The 18820-nt window shown below is 46.2% G+C and carries 12 protein-coding genes and 1 pseudogene; 3 read left to right on the forward strand and 10 right to left on the reverse strand.

Annotation, left to right across the window (positions count from 1 at the left end; translation table 11 throughout):
• Window positions 1–434 (forward strand): annotated as a pseudogene (locus CBX98_RS10865) (hypothetical protein); the annotation flags it as partial.
• A 4-nt stretch (window positions 435–438) separates the two neighbouring features.
• A complete protein-coding gene (locus tag CBX98_RS10870) occupies window positions 439–2085 on the forward strand; it encodes a BatD family protein (RefSeq protein ID WP_172605957.1) in 1647 nt (548 codons plus the stop codon).
• A gap of 116 nt (window positions 2086–2201) precedes the next feature.
• On the opposite strand, the gene CBX98_RS10875 is transcribed toward CBX98_RS10870, so the two are convergent.
• The 5 genes from CBX98_RS10875 to CBX98_RS10895 form a co-directional block, all read right to left on the reverse strand.
• On the reverse strand, window positions 2202–4325 hold the full coding sequence (locus tag CBX98_RS10875; RefSeq protein ID WP_109169200.1) for a GGDEF domain-containing protein: 2124 nt from the start codon (window positions 4323–4325) through the stop codon (window positions 2202–2204).
• Between the two features lie 329 nt (window positions 4326–4654).
• Entirely contained in the window at window positions 4655–5404 is a 750-nt protein-coding gene (gene pstB / locus CBX98_RS10880; protein WP_005397884.1) for a phosphate ABC transporter ATP-binding protein PstB, read from the reverse strand.
• 60 nt (window positions 5405–5464) lie between these two features.
• Window positions 5465–6328 carry a phosphate ABC transporter permease PstA gene (gene pstA / locus CBX98_RS10885; protein WP_005397882.1) on the reverse strand — a complete coding sequence of 288 codons (864 nt, stop codon included), beginning with the start codon at window positions 6326–6328 and terminating at the stop codon, window positions 5465–5467.
• Between the two features lie 22 nt (window positions 6329–6350).
• Complete coding sequence (pstC, locus tag CBX98_RS10890) at window positions 6351–7283, reverse strand: phosphate ABC transporter permease subunit PstC (RefSeq protein WP_005397881.1); 933 nt, start codon at window positions 7281–7283, stop codon at window positions 6351–6353.
• A gap of 103 nt (window positions 7284–7386) precedes the next feature.
• Window positions 7387–8208, reverse strand: coding sequence for a phosphate ABC transporter substrate-binding protein PstS family protein (locus tag CBX98_RS10895; RefSeq protein WP_005397879.1), 822 nt, complete (start codon window positions 8206–8208; stop codon window positions 7387–7389).
• Between the two features lie 328 nt (window positions 8209–8536).
• Between CBX98_RS10895 and CBX98_RS10900 the strand changes: the two genes are divergently transcribed.
• On the forward strand, window positions 8537–10180 hold the full coding sequence (locus tag CBX98_RS10900; RefSeq protein ID WP_109169398.1) for a methyl-accepting chemotaxis protein: 1644 nt from the start codon (window positions 8537–8539) through the stop codon (window positions 10178–10180).
• Between the two features lie 107 nt (window positions 10181–10287).
• Here the strand turns inward: CBX98_RS10900 and CBX98_RS10905 are convergent, their stop codons facing one another.
• Genes CBX98_RS10905 through CBX98_RS10925 form a run of 5 tightly spaced genes read right to left on the reverse strand, consistent with a single transcriptional unit; the run spans window position 10288 to window position 18743 of the window.
• Entirely contained in the window at window positions 10288–10863 is a 576-nt protein-coding gene (locus CBX98_RS10905) for a DUF1566 domain-containing protein (RefSeq protein ID WP_109169201.1), read from the reverse strand.
• Between the two features lies 1 nt (window position 10864).
• Window positions 10865–12316, reverse strand: coding sequence for a DUF1566 domain-containing protein (locus CBX98_RS10910; RefSeq protein WP_109169202.1), 1452 nt, complete (start codon window positions 12314–12316; stop codon window positions 10865–10867).
• A gap of 25 nt (window positions 12317–12341) precedes the next feature.
• Window positions 12342–14594, reverse strand: coding sequence for a proprotein convertase P-domain-containing protein (locus CBX98_RS10915; RefSeq protein WP_109169203.1), 2253 nt, complete (start codon window positions 14592–14594; stop codon window positions 12342–12344).
• A 12-nt stretch (window positions 14595–14606) separates the two neighbouring features.
• Window positions 14607–16745: a TonB-dependent hemoglobin/transferrin/lactoferrin family receptor gene (locus CBX98_RS10920; protein WP_109169204.1), complete on the reverse strand. Its 2139-nt coding sequence runs from the start codon at window positions 16743–16745 to the stop codon at window positions 14607–14609.
• Complete coding sequence (locus CBX98_RS10925) at window positions 16746–18743, reverse strand: prolyl oligopeptidase family serine peptidase (RefSeq protein WP_109169205.1); 1998 nt, start codon at window positions 18741–18743, stop codon at window positions 16746–16748.
• Window positions 18744–18820: the final 77 nt, after the last annotated feature.

Below are 18820 nucleotides of genomic sequence, written 5' to 3' on the forward strand. Positions count from 1 at the left end.
AGCAACAGAAACAGCAACAGCAACAGCAACAGCAACAGCAACAGCAACAGCAACAGCAACAGCAACAGCAACAGCAACAGCAACAGCAACAGCAACAGCAACAGCAACAGCAACAGCAACAGCAACAAAAGTCTCAAAACGGTGAAAGGGAAGAGCAAGGACAACAGTCACAAAATCAGCAAGAATCTGAAAATAAAACAGAAAAGCAAAAAACAGAGCAACATCGACCAAAACGAGGTGAAAAGCAGGCTCAGGAACAAGGTGAACCAATGCAGGCTCAAGTGCAGCCAAAAAACACGCATCGGAATGATCCTGAATTCCGTCGTCTAGAAGCAGTCGAAAGCGCTCGCGATCCAAGCTTTTTGATTCGTGCACAAATGCAGCTTCAAGCTCAACAAAAACAACCTCCACAACAATCTCAAAAGGAGTGGTAAGCCCGTGATGAACAAAGGCGTACAACTGATCTTTATTCTTGTGGCCAGCCTATTATCCAGCTTCTCGGGGATGGCACAGACGCTTCAAGCAAGCGTCAATAAAACACAAGTTGCTAAGAATGAAGTGATCAACCTCAGAATCATGGCAGATACTGAGCTCAGCTCAGATGCAATTGACTTTAATGTACTTGAGAACGACTTTTTCTTGGGTCAACCTCGTTATGGGCGCTCCAGCAATAACATTAACGGAAGAAAATCTGTACGTACTGAGTGGAGTATCTCGATTGCGCCGATGAAAGAAGGTGTTCTGACTATTCCGAGTTTTTCCGCAGATGGTATGAGAACGGAGCCAATAAAGCTTCGTGTCACCGCAAGCCAAGCTGAACCCAATCTCGATGACCTATTTAGCTTTAATATCAGTGTCGACAACAGCACGCTGTACCCTCAGCAATCTGCGACATTACGTATGCAGCTTTTGATCAAAGCAGATACCCGCCGTCTTGATAACCCACAAATTGTGCCTCCACAGATTGAAGGCATGAAGCTTGAAGCGATTGGTGGCTTACAGCAGGGACAAAAGATCTTAAATGGATTAGAAGTAGCGGTCATTGAACAGTCGTTTCGCTTAACGGCGAATCAGCCGGGTACTTACACCTTGATAGGTCCTAGACTGACAGGCTCTTACATTTATGGCGACAGCTTGACGGGCTCTACCAAGATCATGCCAATCAACACCAAAGCTGAGCAAATGCCTATCGAGGTAAAACCAATCCCAAGCGAATTTGAAGGGGAATGGCTTCCAGCTTCAGCGTTAGAAATGACGCAGAGCTGGCAAGACGATCAAGGTAATCCACTGTCGGTTAATACGCTCAACACTGTCAAACAGGGCTCTTCTCTCACTCGAACCATTCAAATTAAAGCTCGCGGAACACAAGCCGAATACCTTCCACGAGTAAGTATTGATTATCCAAGTTCACTACGGGTCTACCCAGAACAGCCTCAATTCGACAGCGCGAGAGATGGCACCGTTATCATGACAGTGAAGCAAGTCATTATCCCCACTGAGGCTGGGTCATATACCTTGCCGGGATACCATTTGAACTGGTGGGACAGTCAAAATGATGAAGCAAAAAAAGCGACGTTACCAGAGCTACAATTAAAAATAGAGCAAAGTGACACCGGGCTTATCACGTTGCCGGAATCGCCTCTGCCAACACCACCTGAGTCAGCCATCAGTCCCGAACCAAACGGTGGAGTGAGCAGCCTCTGGCAAACCCTGACATTTATTTTCGCTGGGCTTTGGGTGGCGACGTTAGGAATCGCGATTTGGGCATGGAAGAAGCGTCCTATGACGGCGAGTAAAACGGTTTCGAATACCGAGCAACCTCTTTGCGTTGATGCGTTGAAAAAAGTCATCAATGAAGGGGACGCTGCTAAAATTGAACGCTCAGTAAACGAGTATCTAAACACTCACCGAGACAGGTTAAGCTCTGGTGATGTGCAGGCAGTAAAACAAGAGCTTGACGCCATGAACCAAGCGCGTTTTAGTGCCAATCAACAATCTTGGCATCCAGACTCGCTACTGGCAAAAATTCAAAACCTTAGCAAAGCAAACGTAACGAAAACCGACCACCAGCTAGAAAAACTATAAAGCAAAATGGCAGCTCACGAGAGCTGCCATTTTTCTTGTGCGACCAAACTCACTTTAGCAGTTTTATCTAAAAATCAACCAAACTGTCTCAGTAACTTTGATGTTATGAGCATCACTTATTCAACAAAAGCTTGATGCTCTAACTCATATCGCCTTACGCAATTTCGACCATGACTCTTCGCTTGATAGAGTGCCTTATCCGACAACTGGTAAAGATGGTCGAAATTAAAGTCTTTACCTTTCGTTTTGTAACAAGAATAACCGACTGACACAGTGAGCAGCTCACCTTCTGGGTTGTGTTGGTGTTTGATGCCTTCATCTTCAATGCATTGACGAATACGTTCCGCTCTCTGCTTTACCGCCTCTTGATCAGAGCCGATCATTAGTAACACAAACTCTTCTCCGCCAATGCGACAGAAAACCTCATCTTCACCTTTGGTATGATGATCCAAGATATGACCCACGCGCATTAGTGCGATATCCCCTTCGAGATGACCATAGTGATTGTTAAATAACCCAAAGTGATCAATATCAATCAGGATAAGACCAAAGGACATCGCTTCCTCACACTCTAGCGCGCAATATTTCTGCATCACATGTTCTAACATACGGCGATTGCCAAGACGTGTCAGAGGGTCAAGTTTAGAAAGCACCTCAAGCTGTCGGTTGGCTTCCTCCAACTCTTTGGTTCGGTTCTGTACTTCTAGCTCCAGGTTTTCGTTTAATCCGCGAATCGCCTCTTGCGCTTGAGTGCGCTGCAAAACCTCCGCTAGACTGGAAGCGAACATACGAATCACTTCACGTAGCTGAGAAGTCAGCGGCGCGCGCGTCAATAAGTTATCAACGGCAATAAAGGCGATGGGCCCGCTGCTATTCGAAGTCAAAACCGTCATCGCAGCCCAGCCAAAGCCGACAATATTACAGTCATGATAAATAGGAACGGATTCCTCAAATGCAACTTCACTAGGTACGGCGCGAGCTAAATTGATCAACGAAAAGTCTTGTGTCTCACCAAAGAAATAAGACTCATCCACCACATTGCCTTGAATGTCAGTCCCCCAAGTACCTTGCATGTATGAGCAGTTTTCATCGGTCAAAAACACCGCCATCCGATCAATACCAAGATTTTTGATGGCAAAAGTGACGGCCGATTTACATACATCACTGACGGTTGTACAGCGTGATAGCTCAACCATGCTTGAATGCAACATACGCACGTTCTGCTCTTGGCGCTTTCGAATGTAAATTTGTGAGAAAAGGGAGCCAAACGAGTCCAACATCTGTTTTTGATACGCTGTTATCGGCTTGCGATGAATAAAGTTATCAAGCGCGAACCAACCAAATGGCTCATTGCCATCACGTAGGATCAACATCGCGTTCCACCCCTGCCCAACCACTTTACCAGCTGTGTATATCGGCGCATCTTCCACGATCACTAAATTGCTCTCAAGGCTTGACAGCGCAGCGATGTATTCTTCGCTCAGTTGGTGTAAATCGTATTGCGTGTGGAACTCATCAATGGTGATGCCTGATTCATCCGTGCCGTATGTTCCACTGAAACTGCGCTTTTTCATATCTAGAAGCATCAGTGTGGAGCGATCAAACCCCAACCGTTGACGTAGCGCTTCGACGGCTTTGTAATACAAATCTTTTAAGGAATCAGGGTTGGAGATCTCGAGAGCAACTTGCTGAACTAACTTCATGTTCTCGATAAAGCGCTCGCGTTGGTTAATTTCATCGACATATTGCGCTTCACGAATATCTCTGTGTCTCATCTCTTGCGACGCATTTTTCTCGGCGCGAATGCACTGCCAACGCGCCGCTGCAAGCTGCATTGCATCATAACTTTCTTCATAGATATTGTGTGCCGTGCGAGCATGAACAGATTGAATCAGTAGGTAGGTGCGTTTGATAGGCGTGTTATCGAGCATCATTATGTAACTATCTCCACCTAAATCTTGGGTGTGATTCCAGTTACAAGTATTGATCGCCAGAGGAATGATGCTTTCAGAAGTGTCAAACTGACTTGCCCACTCCCAGAAGCTGTCAGGATAGCTTTGAATTGGGTAAAGCTCCCCGCGAGAGAAACTCACAGAATAACGGGGATTGATTGAAGGATCTTCAAAAATGGCTAAGGCTTGAGGGGAGAACAAACTCTCTAAATGATCAAATATCGCCTCCGCTAATAAGCGATGATCCCTCGTTGAAGACACTTTTCTTGTAAAACTTCTTAAACTCACCCTACCAACCTAATCTACTTTTTTATTCTCGATAAAAAACTACTTAGGCCATCATATGCAATCAATACAATCAAATTTGAGCTGTTAAGTCATTCGCAAAATTATCAGACTTAGTTTCACATTCGAGAGCTCTTCAGCACTTTTATAACCGTATTTCACATAAGTTACATGTTCTATAAAAAGGGAGGGATATTTGTGCTTCCTTGCAAGAATTATTGGTATAGGTTGGTGTTATAAATCTGCAGCTTGAAAAGAAAAAGGCCCCTCAAAAAGAGGGGCAAAGTTACCATCGCTTATAGTTATTTAGTTATGCTTGTAAATATGGCGAATTAACCGAAATCACCATTTACGTAGCCTTGAGTACGGTCATCTTGAGGGTTACTGAAGATCACTTGAGTATCGTTATGCTCAACCAGTTCACCCATTAGGAAGAACGCAGTACGGTCAGAGATACGACGCGCCTGTTGCATTGAGTGGGTCACGATAACGATGGTGTAGTTCTTCTTTAGCTCTTCCATCAGTTCTTCGATTTTATGTGTCGCAATTGGGTCAAGTGCCGACGTTGGTTCATCCATCAGAATCACATCCGGCTCCATCGCGATCGTACGTGCGATACAAAGACGCTGTTGCTGACCACCCGATAGACCAAATGCGTGTGACTTCAGACGATCTTTCACTTCGTCCCAAAGTGCTGCACCGCGTAGTGAACGCTCTACCACTTCGTCAATGTGTTTCTTGTCTTTGATACCTTGAGCACGTAGGCCGTAAGCCACGTTTTCGTAGATGCTCATCGGGAATGGGTTTGGCTTCTGGAACACCATGCCAACCTTGATGCGAAGATCCGCGACATCAATGTTGCCGTAAATGTCTTCGCCGTCCATCGCCAATTTACCCGTGATTTTCACGCCTTCGATTAGGTCGTTCATGCGGTTCAAACAACGTAGAAGCGTTGATTTACCACAACCTGACGGGCCGATAAGTGCCGTTACTTGGCGAACTGGAATTGGTAGGTTGATCGATTTCAGTGCTTGGTTTTCACCGTAGAATAAGTCTAGGTTTTCAATATCAAATTTGTTCATTTTCTTAATCTCTTAAATCTTGAATTCGTGTCTTTTAACGTGCGTTCTTAATTAGTGTTGTTAGTAAGTTGCGGTGTTAAAACGTCTAGCAATCAGTTTCGTTACCATGTTGATCAGAAGAACAACCACGATAAGCACTGTTGCGGTACCGTAAGCCTGATTCCATTCTTCAACGGTAAACAGTTCGGTAGTCAGTTTGTATAGGTGAACGGTTAATGTACGACCTGAATCCAATAAAGAATCCGGAATACGTGCAACCATACCTGCTGTCAGGAATACTGGAGCAGACTCACCAATGACACGACCAATACTTAGAATGACCGAGGTTAAGATACCTGGCATTGCACTCGGAAGAATCAAACGCCAGATAGTGTAAATTTTTGAAGCGCCAAGGCCGTAAGAGCCTTCACGATACGTTTGAGGCACTGCCATTAGTGCTTCTTCCGTAGTACGGATGATCACTGGCAGAATAAGAATACTTAGAGTCAGTGCACCCGACAGAATCGAGAAGCCCAGACCAAGAATTGCCACGAAGAACGTCATACCGAATAGACCGAAGATGATCGACGGGATACCCGCCAACGACTCAGTACAGAATCGGATAATTTTTACCAATCGGCTACCGACTTTCGCGTATTCGGTTAAGTAGATTGCCGTCATGATACCCAGTGGCGCCGCTACCGCGATGGATGCGATAACCATGTAGATGGTCGAGACGATCATCGGGAAGATACCGTGCTCTTCACCAGTACGTGTGTAGTTATCAGTAATGAAGTTCCAATCTACGTGTTGTAGACCATTTGATAGGATGTACCAGATAATCCAGAACAAAAAACCTACCGTTAGTGCTGCCGAAATCCAAACCAAAGCGTTAAAGACGTTATCTTTGAACTGGCGAGCTTGTTTTAGTTTTGCGCGATCCATAATAGTCACCTTTAACGAGCGATTACTTCGCTTTTTCTCGGTTTAGGTAAAGAAGTACAGCGTTCAACGACATGATGAAGACCAGAAGTACAACACCAGTGGCGTAAAGAGCGTTGGCGTGAATACCACTTGCGTAAGACATTTCAATCGCGATGTTTGCGGTTAGCGTACGTGCCGAATCTAGGATGCCTTCTGGCATAGCAGGTGCATTACCCATCACCATGATGATCGCCATTGTCTCACCTAGAGCACGGCCAATACCCAAAATCACACCCGTCATGATGCCTGAACGAGCCGCTGGAACGAGCAATTTGAAGATTGTGTATATTTTCGAAGCGCCAAGTGCCAAAGAACCTTCTTTGTATGCGCGAGGCACAGCTCGAATAGACGTTTCAGATACTGTGATTACGGTCGGTAGAATCATCACACCAAGCACGATGATACCTGCCAAAATCGTGTTACCCGCAGGGACATTAAAGATGTTTTGAATCAGCGGTACGATGATGACCAAACCAAAGAAACCATAAACCACAGACGGGATACCTGCCAAAAGCTCAACTGCAGGACGAATAATATCCGCAAGACGCTTTGGTGCAATTTCGGCAATAAAGATAGCCGTCAGCACACCAATTGGCACACCGACGATTACCGCACCTGCCGTCGATACAATAGATGCAACAATCATTGTCGCAACACCGTAAAGTGCAGGCGGCAGCCAGTTTTGTCCAAGAACGATGCCCGATATACCAGCTTCTTGGAATGCCGGGATACTCTCTCGAACAATGAAGTATGCAATAACGGCTAATGAGACGATGCCGATAACGGCACTGGTTAGGAACAAGCCGTGGAAGATACGCTCTTTCCAGTCTACGCGACGTTTCTCGCGCAGGCCGGGCTTGCTGATAGCTTTAGCGTCAGTATTCATAAGCTTTTCACTATTTGTTGCGATGGTCATTTAAAAAATCTCACGGTTCTGGGCGTTTTGCCGGTGAACACTATGGATAGAAAAGGCTCAGCCCTAAATGGTGGGCTGAGCAAACTTAAGAGTCCCGATAAAATTAGTGAACAGAGATGTAACCGTTTTGGTCAACTAGCTTTTGCGCATCTTCAGTTAGCATCCAGTCTAGGAATTTTTGCGTTTCAGCTGATGGCTTGCCTTCTTTGTAAAGAACAAGGAATGGACGAGCTACTTTGTAAGAACCGTTTTTCACGTTAGCCACTGTTGCATCAACACCGTCGATTGCTAGAGCGTTAACTGTGTTGTCTACCGTACCTAGTGAAATGTAGCCGATTGCGTATGGGTTAGATGCAACCATTGTTTTGAGTGCGCCGTTACCGTTTGCAACTTGAGCACGTTGAGAGATAGCTGATACCTTCTTACCAGAAATCTTCATTTTAAGAGACATGATGTCTTCAAATGCGCCACGAGTACCTGAAGCCGTGTCACGAGTAATTGCTACGATTGGCTTGTCTGCACCACCGACTTCTTTCCAGTTTGATACTTCGCCTTTGTAGATTGCAGTCACTTGCTCTGCTGTTAGGCCAGGCAGTTTGTTTTGTGGGTTAACAACCACTGCGATACCATCACGAGCAACCACTTCTTCGATTAGTGTTGATTCTTTTTCAGAGTCTTTTAGATTACGAGAAGACATACCAAGGTCTGCTGAACCATTTTTTGCTGCTTTAACACCAGCTGAAGAACCAGGGCCTTGAACTTCGATAAATACGTTAGGGTTCTTCTTCATGTACGTTTCAGAGAAAACTTCCATCAGTGGAGTTACGCTGCTAGAACCCACTGCAGAGATAGTTTCTTTAGCAGAAACAGGAGTCACTGCCATTGCGCCTAGAAGTGCGATTGCACCGATTACTGTCTTTTTCATCACAATTTCCTTAAGTGGCTTTATTGCCGTTGTGTTTCACTTGAACGGTGCTCACTTTAGAATTTGAATATGACAGTTGTGTTTCACTTAGTTGAACCCTCTATGACACGTTGTCATTTCTGTATATTAATTCCGCAACTGATCCCTCTACTGTTTTTAGCTTAGCGCTTTTATAAATTGCCGCGCGTTCAAAATGATAACTCCATCGATTTTGGTACATTTCATAACAATTGGATATGAGTAAGTCATTGATTTGACGAATGTGGCAATTAAAATCGAGATGCTTATTTATAAAAAAGATAATAATCAAACCGATAGAGGGTCAATCATGCGTCAATTTCTTAGTACGCTTTCTATTAAACTTCAGGTCTTTTTGCCTGTTCTATTCACCGTTGTATTACTCGTCATTGGATTGAGCGTCGGAATCGGCAAGCTCGACCAAGCATTCAATAAGGTTTCCACTTCCACCAACAAGCTGATCATTCATAAAGAGGAACTCAGCGCCATCGTAGACAACACCTACGCCATGCGCATCAAAGCCATTTACAGTCTATTTAGAGCCGAAGATGTCCAATCTCTCAACCAAGAACTGTCTGATAGACAAAACAAAAACCGCGATTTTCTCAATTCCATCGATAGCCTCCCTGGCGTTCAAACCGAAGTGAATGCCATGCGCAAAGCCATGGAGCACTATGTTGATTTCACGCGCGTCACCATGACACCTCTGCTCACCACCAAACACTCTTCTGGTTACACCACATCCGATTTCAATCAAAAGTACGAATCTGCGATGGCAGAATATCGATTGGCTGGCGAAGCAATGATCAACGCCATCGACAACCTGTCTAAGCAATTGAATCAAATCGTCACCGATGAAGTGGAAGCGAATGGCGAACAGCATTCAACCACGCTCACTTACAGCGCGGTCACGCTTGCAGTTATCTTGAGTGCCGCTTCGCTTATTAGTTGGATACTAGCCAGCTATATCGTTGCACCGATTCGTAACCTTCAAGGAACCATGCAAGAAGTCGCGAAGGGAAATCTATTGGTTAAAGCCGAAGCCATCGGAAAAAACGAAGTGTCGCAACTGGCTCAGGATGTAAACCAAACCATCGCCAAACTGCGTGAAACCGTGAGTGCATTAGTTCGAATTAGTGAGGATGTGGCATCAGCATCGACCGAGTTAGCGACTGTTATGACTCAAAGCAGCGTTAACTCAGATCAAGAAAAGCAAGAAGTTGAGCAAGTGGCTTCGGCAATCAACCAACTAGAATCGACCGCAGCTGAAGTGTCGACCAATGCACAAGAAGCCGATAGCGCATCAAATCAAGCAAGCATGCTTACCTCACAAAGTCTGAGTATGTTTGAGGAAAGCACTCGCGCAAGCGAAAAAATGGCAGAACAACTCAACAAAGCCGCAGCCGTCGTAACATCGCTGAAAGATCAATCAGAACACATTGGTCGCGTGATCGAAGTGATTGAAGGCATTTCTGAGCAAACCAATTTGCTTGCACTGAATGCAGCGATCGAGGCTGCACGAGCGGGCGAAAGTGGCCGAGGCTTTGCGGTAGTCGCCGATGAAGTACGTATGTTAGCGGCGCGAACTCAGGAATCGACGAAAGAGATCCAAACCATCATCGAAGAGCTTCAGCAGCAATCGGGTCACGCAAATGAAAACATGCACTCTAGCTTAGCCATGTTGTCAGACAACCAAGCTCTGGCACAAGAAGTTAGCCAATCACTTGTTAATATCAGTAACGCTATCGCCGATCTGAACTCAATCAACACGCAAGTGGCGACCGCATCAGAAGAGCAGAAACAGGTCACGGCTGATATCAACAACAACTTAACGAACATCTATGAGCTGGTGAGCCAGAACGTAACTGGCATTACGCAATCCGCCGCTGCCGCTCAAGAACTGTCTGGTTTAGCAGAAAACCAAAAACATCAGCTTAAGCAGTTCCAAGTTTAAATCTCTGAACAACACGATAAGTTCCAAAGGTTAGAAAAGAAAAAGCTCCGCACTGGCGGAGCTTTTTATAAAGGCAAAGCTATCAATCTTTATTAACGTAATAAGTATTATTCATCTGTCACTAACAAGAGAGAGCTTTTGAAACTTGAGTCTAATGGCTCTCTATTGAAAACTTCACCATTAGTCGTATCAAGAGTAGCAACATGCTTACCATCACCATTAGGTGTGTTACTCCAAATATTACGTCCTAAAATATCGTCCTTGTCTGTCAGTGTATAACCGCTCGCAAAGCCTGTACCATTCATCGCTGGGCTATAGCAAGCTTGCTCCGTTAACGATACCAACTCTTTAATGTTTGCTAGTCGCCAATTCTTTTTGCCAGCAAAGTTGTGTAGAGGGTGGTTACCGGACGGATTACGAATTTGTTGGGCCGTAGACAGCGCGAATTGCCATGACATCGTAGCTCGCGTTCCGGTGCATTCTTCGTTTGCTGCATTCCATGTCATACCGACTGGACAGCGCATCCATGTAAGACCTGTTTTTAAGTCAGTTACAGTTCCCTTATCTGAATAAGTGTAACGTGTATTAGGTGCTGTTTTAGCAAACTCAGTCGAACACTCTTGTGCTGCCATTGCTACTTGAGAAGCCAACACAAGAGATAGCGCGGTCATTAGTTTCTTCATCTTATTGTCCCTTAACTGCTACTAGACGGATTGGGAATTGGTAGGAATCATAGGCATCTTCACTTGTACTGCTTGAGCGAATCTCAACGAATGAAGTGGCCCCTCTATCTGCGCCCCGAGAGACAATTGCGGGGAAATAAATCTCACCATCCATGAGCTGTGATGATGTTTCCGTAAACCTAAAACCATCATGCCAAAACGCACCTTTTTCTAAATAAGGGCTGCCTAAAGTTTGCTGTGGGAAGTATTTGACATTAAAACCATACACATTGTTCGGTTCATATTCTGTGCTCGGCGCAAATAGTGTCTTTTCACCGAAATCTAGTAAGTCATAAGTTTCACGGTAAGTAGGCAGGCGCCAACCAGTGATTCCACATAACGATTGTTTGTTTATGTACTCAACGTATTGGCTCGTAGTACAAATTTCATCGCCCACCTCTTTACAGCCCGCAAGATCTACATCTTTGCTAAATGGCTTAAATGTTTCAGACTCAAACGCAAATAGGCGGTCTTTAAATTGAATAGAGCTCGCATCCGCACTCTTGTTTTCCCAAACAAGACCAGTACGCTCATCCAAAGTGCAAGCCCACTCAGTGGCATCTGCAGCTAAAGCAGCGCCTTGTGAATCTAGCTTAACGAACTTAAAGCCCGCACCTGTCGACGTTTGCTTGTCCTGTTTGTCGAAGCCGTATTCCGCATCTTGACCAGGGTAAGAAGCTTGAACCTCTGCAACGTCTGCAGCGCCATCAGCAAAGTGAAGAATGGCACCCGTATCGTTACTACCAACCGTTTGTTCAGCAACCGCTGCAATCTCTTCAGCAAATGCACTCACTTCCGCTTCAGACAGAAGATCAGAGGCTAGCGATTTACCTTGGAAGCTAAGACTTTGAGCAAGCAGCGCTACGCCTTTGGTCATTTGTTGTGGTTGCATCGCAGCTAATAGCGCAACCGTGTTTTGCTCTAGCTTGTCCAGCTCGCTGGCTTCTGCGTTAGACATCACCGAACCATTCAGCGAAACGCCTACACTAGCCAGTTGCGCTTTAACAATCTCTTCAGCTTGAGCAACGGTTTTACCGTCAACCACAAGACCTGCGAGCAATGTTGTTACACCATTTACTGTGTTACCCGTGGCTAAGTTTTGGCCTGGAGCTGCAAGACGCAACGTTTGGTTTGAGCCTTGATCAACTTGAGCAAGAATCGTGCTAGTCAAAATGTTCTTGTCGCTTGACGTCAGGGAGAACTTACCAGCATTATCCGTTTTAGCACTCGGTTCAGTAGTATCACAAACGTAGTTCTGGTTTAAATCGATACATACTGGCGTATCAAGAAGTGTACCGGCAGAAACGATGGTGCCAGCTACATTATAGGTCGGTGTTGACGTGTCACCACCAGAACCACCGCCACAACCAGCTAGGGCTAGTGACATAGCAACGAAAGAATATTGAAACTTCATAAATTTTGTCTTCTTTAGATTTTAATTAACGAGAACGAATCACTCTCACCATTGAAAGCAGGAAAAGTCCTAACAAGGTCCAAGGCGAACCACTGCCACCTGAACCACCACCACTGCTTTCTTTAGTGGTATCAGCACTACACTGATACTGAGCAAAGTGACTCACACCCCACTCTTTCAACACCCCAGAGTTCCCTGACACGCGGTCAGATACTTCGAGACGCCAAGTACCCCAACTCGGTTGACCGACAAGTGCTTGTAACTCCTTGTCATACTGAGCGGTGAAGTAACCTTTAAACCCATTGGTATTGCTTGATTGATGGCTAAGTAGCACAACCGATTTACCTTGTGGAGACACAAGCGTCACTTGCAGATCCTGCAGTGAGTCATGTTCGATGTTCAGGTAAACCGCAAACGAATCATCAATCGTGCGTGACTTGTCCGATAGCGTCTGAGAGAACAATCTGTCACCCTGCTCCGGCAAAGCGGAGTTCACTGGTTGAGGCTGGATATCGAGCTCTGGCGTACCATTAACCAGCATCAACTTTTCACTCCACTGGTGAGTCTTTAAGCCTTCAGCAAATTGGTAATCCAATGAAATAGAGGAATCGAATTGCGTGCCACATGTCAGACCGCTTGGTAACGCCACCTTCATTGAGGTCGAGTCAGAAAGCGTTTCATCAAAGTCAAAAACGGATGCGTTATTTAGCTGCCATTGCCCTTTGATGCTCGCTTCGCGGCCAGTTTGGCTCAGGCTCACTCCCACGTCTTGACCTTGTGCGATGTATCGAGCGTCATAGCGAACGCGAAAAGGCGCTTTAAGCAAGTTGTGTTTGTTGAAGCTGTCCGTCAGAAATTGGGCATAGTCTTTATTTGGGAACAAAGTGCGTGCGGCAAACACGGTGGACTCCGCCAAATCATGCATTTTTACACCACGACCAATACCGTACATGCCTTCAAGAACAATGGCGTCAAACTCGCGGAACACGCTATCGGTGTCATCACCGTATCGTTCAATCGATGCTTTAAGCGCTTGGAACAATGGCGTTGACCACAGCTCGTCGCCTAGTTCACCGCCCACACTGACGTGCGCTGGATACTCTGAGCTCTCGAAGTAACGCGCTCTTTGGTTCCATAAGCTACGAGTTGTTTTGCGTGTTCCGAACATACCGTCCCAGTTGAACACCGTATCTAACTCGAATTCTTGGCCACGGCGAGCTGCGTCTAAATACTGTGTTCGGTAGCTCGCGCTGCCCGCCCAGTAATCACCAACACCTTCTCCAATCGCGCCAGTATGGCCATACGCCCAATCAGGAACGATTTGATAATGAATCCCGTGTCCTAGCTCGTGCAAAATCACATCTGCATCTGCAGCATCTGGAGATACTCCGCCAACACCTAACATCAGCGCACGCGAACCTGTGTAGTAAGAAGAGTTGTCGAGCGCTAAACCACGCCCATCAAAACGAAGCGGTTCGTCAAATAAGTCATAGCTCAAGCTCGATAAGTACTGCAGTGAGCTGTCAAGATGGTAAAACGCCATCAACTGCAAAAAGGCATTGTCGCCAAGTTGAGCGCTTTGCATCGCTTTTACATCCGCAAAAGATTGAACCCCCTCAGGCGGCAAAATAGTGCTGGTATCACGTACAGGCTCCGCACCTACCGCAGGTGAAGACAGTAATGCAAGTGCATCCACCTGTTTAACGCGCCCGTTGGCTAGGTAGAGCTTGCCCCCGGACTGCAAAACTTGAATCTGCTTCTCAACATATTGAAGTGGCTGCGGATAATCCTCTAACGAATTCCAAGCAGAATCAGGCGCAGCTTGTTGTTGCATTGTACGTAAATCAGGATCAAAGAGTGAGACGGGGACAGTCACTAACTCACCAGAGCTCAATGCTGGCGGCTCGGTCACTTCCAAGCGAACAGGCAGTTCCAGTTCTCCGGCTGGCATCGCCTCGCCATTACGAATCACCGTATCTTCAAGGCTTTTGAAAATACGCTCAACTTGACTGTCTTGGTTAGTCGACAGCACAATGGTGCGTTGCGGTTGATACTGCCCATCGACCCACACATCAAAGTTGTAATGATCTCCGAGCTGAGAACGAGTTTGATAGCGAAACTTAAGTTCGCCAGCGCTAGCGTAATTGGCTTGTAAGTAGCGCAGCGCTTCAGCTTGGTTCGTGACCGTAATAGCCGCGCTAGGGTAATCCCACTCGGCAGCGTTCGTCACTTGAACGCCTGCCAACGCAAGAGAAAGCGCCAAAAGTTTGAGTTTCATGCAGGGCTCCTACTAAAAGATGTACTTCGCGTTAACCGTAAAGTAACGACCTGGTTCCGTTGAGTAGCGTTTGCTCTCATCCGCTATGCCAGCAACGTCTTGGTAGCGAATGTATTCTTTGTCGAACAGGTTGATGATGGTCGCACTCAAACGAAAATCTTTGGTGATTTGGTAACTTGCCCCCAAATCGAGCGTGTTCCATGCCTCTGTTTGTGCGCATTCGGTTTTTTGTCCAAGTGACGTTTGGCAACTCGGCACACGCTCCATCGAACCAGCCCAGTTCCACGTCGCGAACGCATTAAAGTCTTGCTGCTGATAGTTCAGCCCAACATTGCCCTCGAAAGGTGTGATGCTACGAACGTACTCGCCTTCGGCGTCCTTTCCGTCCACATAACCAAGCTTGGTACTTAGCTTCCAAGACGAAGTGAAAGCGTACGCGGCAGAAAGCTCGGCGCCGTAGGTCTCAACGCCGTGTAAGTTTTGGTATTGCTTGATGTAGTTACCGAAGTTATCTTGCCCTGTGGTAACAACATCAATGAAGTTTTGGAACTTGTTGTAAAACGCAGAAACGTAAAGTTGCGCGCGGCCATTATCGAATTTGTTACCGATTTCAAAGGAGTCCGAAGTTTCAGCCTCTAGGTCCATGTTCGGTGCAATGACAAACGGCGTTAGCGGCACAAAGTCATGGTTTACGAAGCCATACGCTTTGTCGTATTCCGGAGCACGATAACCGTGGTTATAAGATACATAAGCGATGTTATTGGCAAACACTTCACGAGAAATCGATAGGCTTGGAGATACCTCTGAGCTATCCATGTCTTTTAATGGGAAGCCGCCCACTTCACCCTCACCGTCCGGTGTTAGACGGTGCGCATCAAAGCGCAGGCCGCCTGTAATGGTCCATTTATCCAGCTCCACCATATCTCGAACGTACAGACCAATGTTATAAGCACGAGCAGGAGCGAAAGGTTGTTTGGTCGAAGGCGTTACCCCGTTCCAATCAATCTTGGAATCGCTATCTGTGCGTTCATAATAGTCAGTAGAAAGCTCGATACCGTAAGCCAATTGGTGCTCAGCATTTGCAGCATAAATCGTATTGGTGAAATCACCACGGAAGCCAATTGTTTCATCAATGAAGGTTTTGTGTTCTAGCTCGCGACGTCTAACAGTCAAACCATTGTGGTCAACTTGTCTCATTAAACGATTCGTGTCTTCCACCACTTCGGTGTGGCGCCAGTAGACCTTTGTATCTAACTCTTCGAACCAAGTTGGATTAATCGGTGTAACCTCTGCACCAATGTAAGCGCTGTACTCTTTTGTCGATTCATCTTCTGCGAAGTCTTCGATATGCCATTTGCCATCCTTCTGTATAGATGGCGAACCTTCCAGGCGTTGTTGGTCTTGCCGATAAAGTTCGGCACGCGCTTTGACCATCACTTCATCATTGAAGAAATGATTGATGGCGTATGACGCGCTGTAACCATCCAAATCGCGGTTGTACAAATCTTGGCTGAAGTTACGCGTCTCTTCACCTTGCCAATACGCCGCGTTGACTAAGCTTTCAGTGTCGCCAGAACGAAATGCCAGATTGCTCGCGCCTTTGTATTTATTGCTGATCCCCGTGTACGTGCCCGTGGCATCAACATAAAAGTCACGATCTTTTAAAAACTCACCCGGCTGTTTGGATTTTAGAATCACAGCGCCACCGATAGCACCAGAACCTAAGACTGAGGAGCTCGCCCCTTTCACTACTTCTAATGATTCAAGATTAGAAAGATCAAACGTATCGCGGCCCACTTTGTCATTGCTGTCATTCGCACCGAAACCGTCTGCTGAGCGAATACCGTCACGAATGATCATAATGCGATTACCCGTCATGCCTCGAATCGTGATGTTTTGTGGACGCCCAGCTCCGCCAGAAACACTTACCCCAGGTTCGTGACGCAGCGCATCATAAAGCTCTGTTTCGCCCTTTTGTTCAATCTCTTCGCTGGTGACAACTGCGACGCTGCCTGCTAGTTCAGACATTGGTTGTTCAATCCGATTCGCCGTCACCACGACCTCTTCCATAGAGAAAACGTCAGATTTGGCGTGCACTTGGCTGGCAGCTAGTACCGAAAGTACTGCCGCTGACACTGGGGTAAGCTTCATTTACTGCTCCGCTTTAGATGTTTTAATTAGTGATAAAAGAAAGGCGTATTCTTTTGCTTGTTGTTCTTGCGCTTGTCGTGGGTCCATTTGGTGGCCCGAATTAAAATCGGTCTGCAACAAGTACGGCCCGTCGCGCTCACTTAGCGCGGAAACCTTGGCGAGATACTTGGCACCTTCCCAGTAAGGCACGCGCTGATCGATCAAACCGACTTGAACCAGCATGGGTGGGTAAGCGTCTTTATGAATGTTGAGAATTGGATCGTACGCTTTCATTAGCGCCAGTTGCTCAGATTTGGTTGGGTTACCCCATTCGCCATACTGCTGTGTGGTCAGCGGAAGTGAGGTGTCCGACATACTTGCTACCACATCAACAAAAGGTACTTTAAGCACGACACCTGAAAACAATTTAGGGTCTTGATTAACCGCTCCCGCGACCAACGTGCCACCAGCACTTGAACCGATGGAAAAAATCTTTCTATTGCCGCGTTCAAACGTTTGCATCGCCTTAGCGGCCGCGACAAAATCACCAATAGAATTGGCTTTGCGCACACCACGGCCCTGCTCGTGCCACTCATCGCCAAAGTACCCACCGCCGCGAACATGGGCGATAGCGTAAATCACGCCTTGGTCGAGCAAGCTTATGACTTGAGGCATAAAGTACGGTTTCATCGTAAAACCATATGCGCCATAGCCGTAAATCATCACAGGTGATTGCGCGTGTAATTTGTCTTTGCGATACGCTAAAGAGACCGGGACAGAAACACCATCGTGCTTGATAAAAATGCGTTGGGAGACATAACGTTGACTATCAAAATCTTGGTAAGTATCTTGAGAATACAAGGTTTTAGTCAGCGTTTTTACATCAAACTCTTCCCACTGAGGAGGCGTAGTCATCGACATGCTTCGTATACGAATCTTGTTTGATTCAAAATCGCCCAACGTACTCAACCAAGCGACATTGCCATCCTGTTCTAATGGCAGTATCACTTTTTCCTGACCTTGGTATGAATACACCGTCAATGTCGCTACGTTGTTCGGCTTACTGAGTGCCACAACTCCTGCATCATAAAGGTAGAACTGGTCAAGCGGTTCACGAGGGGTCGTAAAGCGTTGCCATGTTGCGCTAACAGGTGCTAGATCGGTTTGATAAAGTGCAAATGTACCTTCAAGGTTGCTGTTGATATAAACGCGCCCTTTCGCCACATCCGCGTAATATTCCACGCCCGCTTCCGACACTCTCAGTGAATCGCTTACGGTGCCCGTTTCTAGATCAACAAGCTTCTGCTCTGTGGTTGACTCGTTGTTACTTTGCAGCACCACGTAACGGCTATCTGCCGCACGGTAGAAAGAAAGTAACCAATCTGATTTGTATTCGTGCCATACAACGGTTTTAGCCAAAGATTCAGTGGAGATGCGTAGGATCTGATGAGGTCGCTGTGTACGCATTTCCTTCGAAACGAGGTAAGCCATCTTACCATCAGGTGAAAGCAATACACCGCTATCGACGTGCGTTGCCAGCTCCGTAGATTGGCCAGAGAGTAAATCAACAACCACGGCGCGATATTGCTCGCTGCCATCAATATCTTCAGTGAAAAGCAACGTGTCTCCGCTTACTTGCCACTGCCCTACTTGATAATACGGATATGCAGATTGACGTTCAGAGAAATCAAATACTGTGTTCTCCTGTGCATACTGGTTCGAGCGTGATAGCAACACATAACCACCGTCACGACGCGTTAACGTCCATTCGCGTCCATTTACGATCGACCATGGTTTATCACCTTTATCTGCCACCATGGCTTCCCACTGCGCGAGCAGATCTTGCGTCAACGTCTGATATTTTTTTTGATGCTGTTCAGTCTTACGGTTCAGCTCTGTTAGGTAGGTAAGAACTCGCTCATCTTTACGAGCGTCATCTCGCAACCAATTAAAGTCATTAACGGCAAAGCAAGAACTAGAGGTAATTATGAGCCCTAAAAAAACATGAGTAAATTTCATATAGAGAGCGAATTCATTTATAGGATTAATACAATGGCGCGTATTTTGCCCTTAAATAAAAATGAGATCAATTATCA

Origin of the sequence: Vibrio sp. T9 (genome assembly GCF_003123985.1) — a bacterium.
Lineage (GTDB): Bacteria > Pseudomonadota > Gammaproteobacteria > Enterobacterales > Vibrionaceae > Vibrio > Vibrio diabolicus.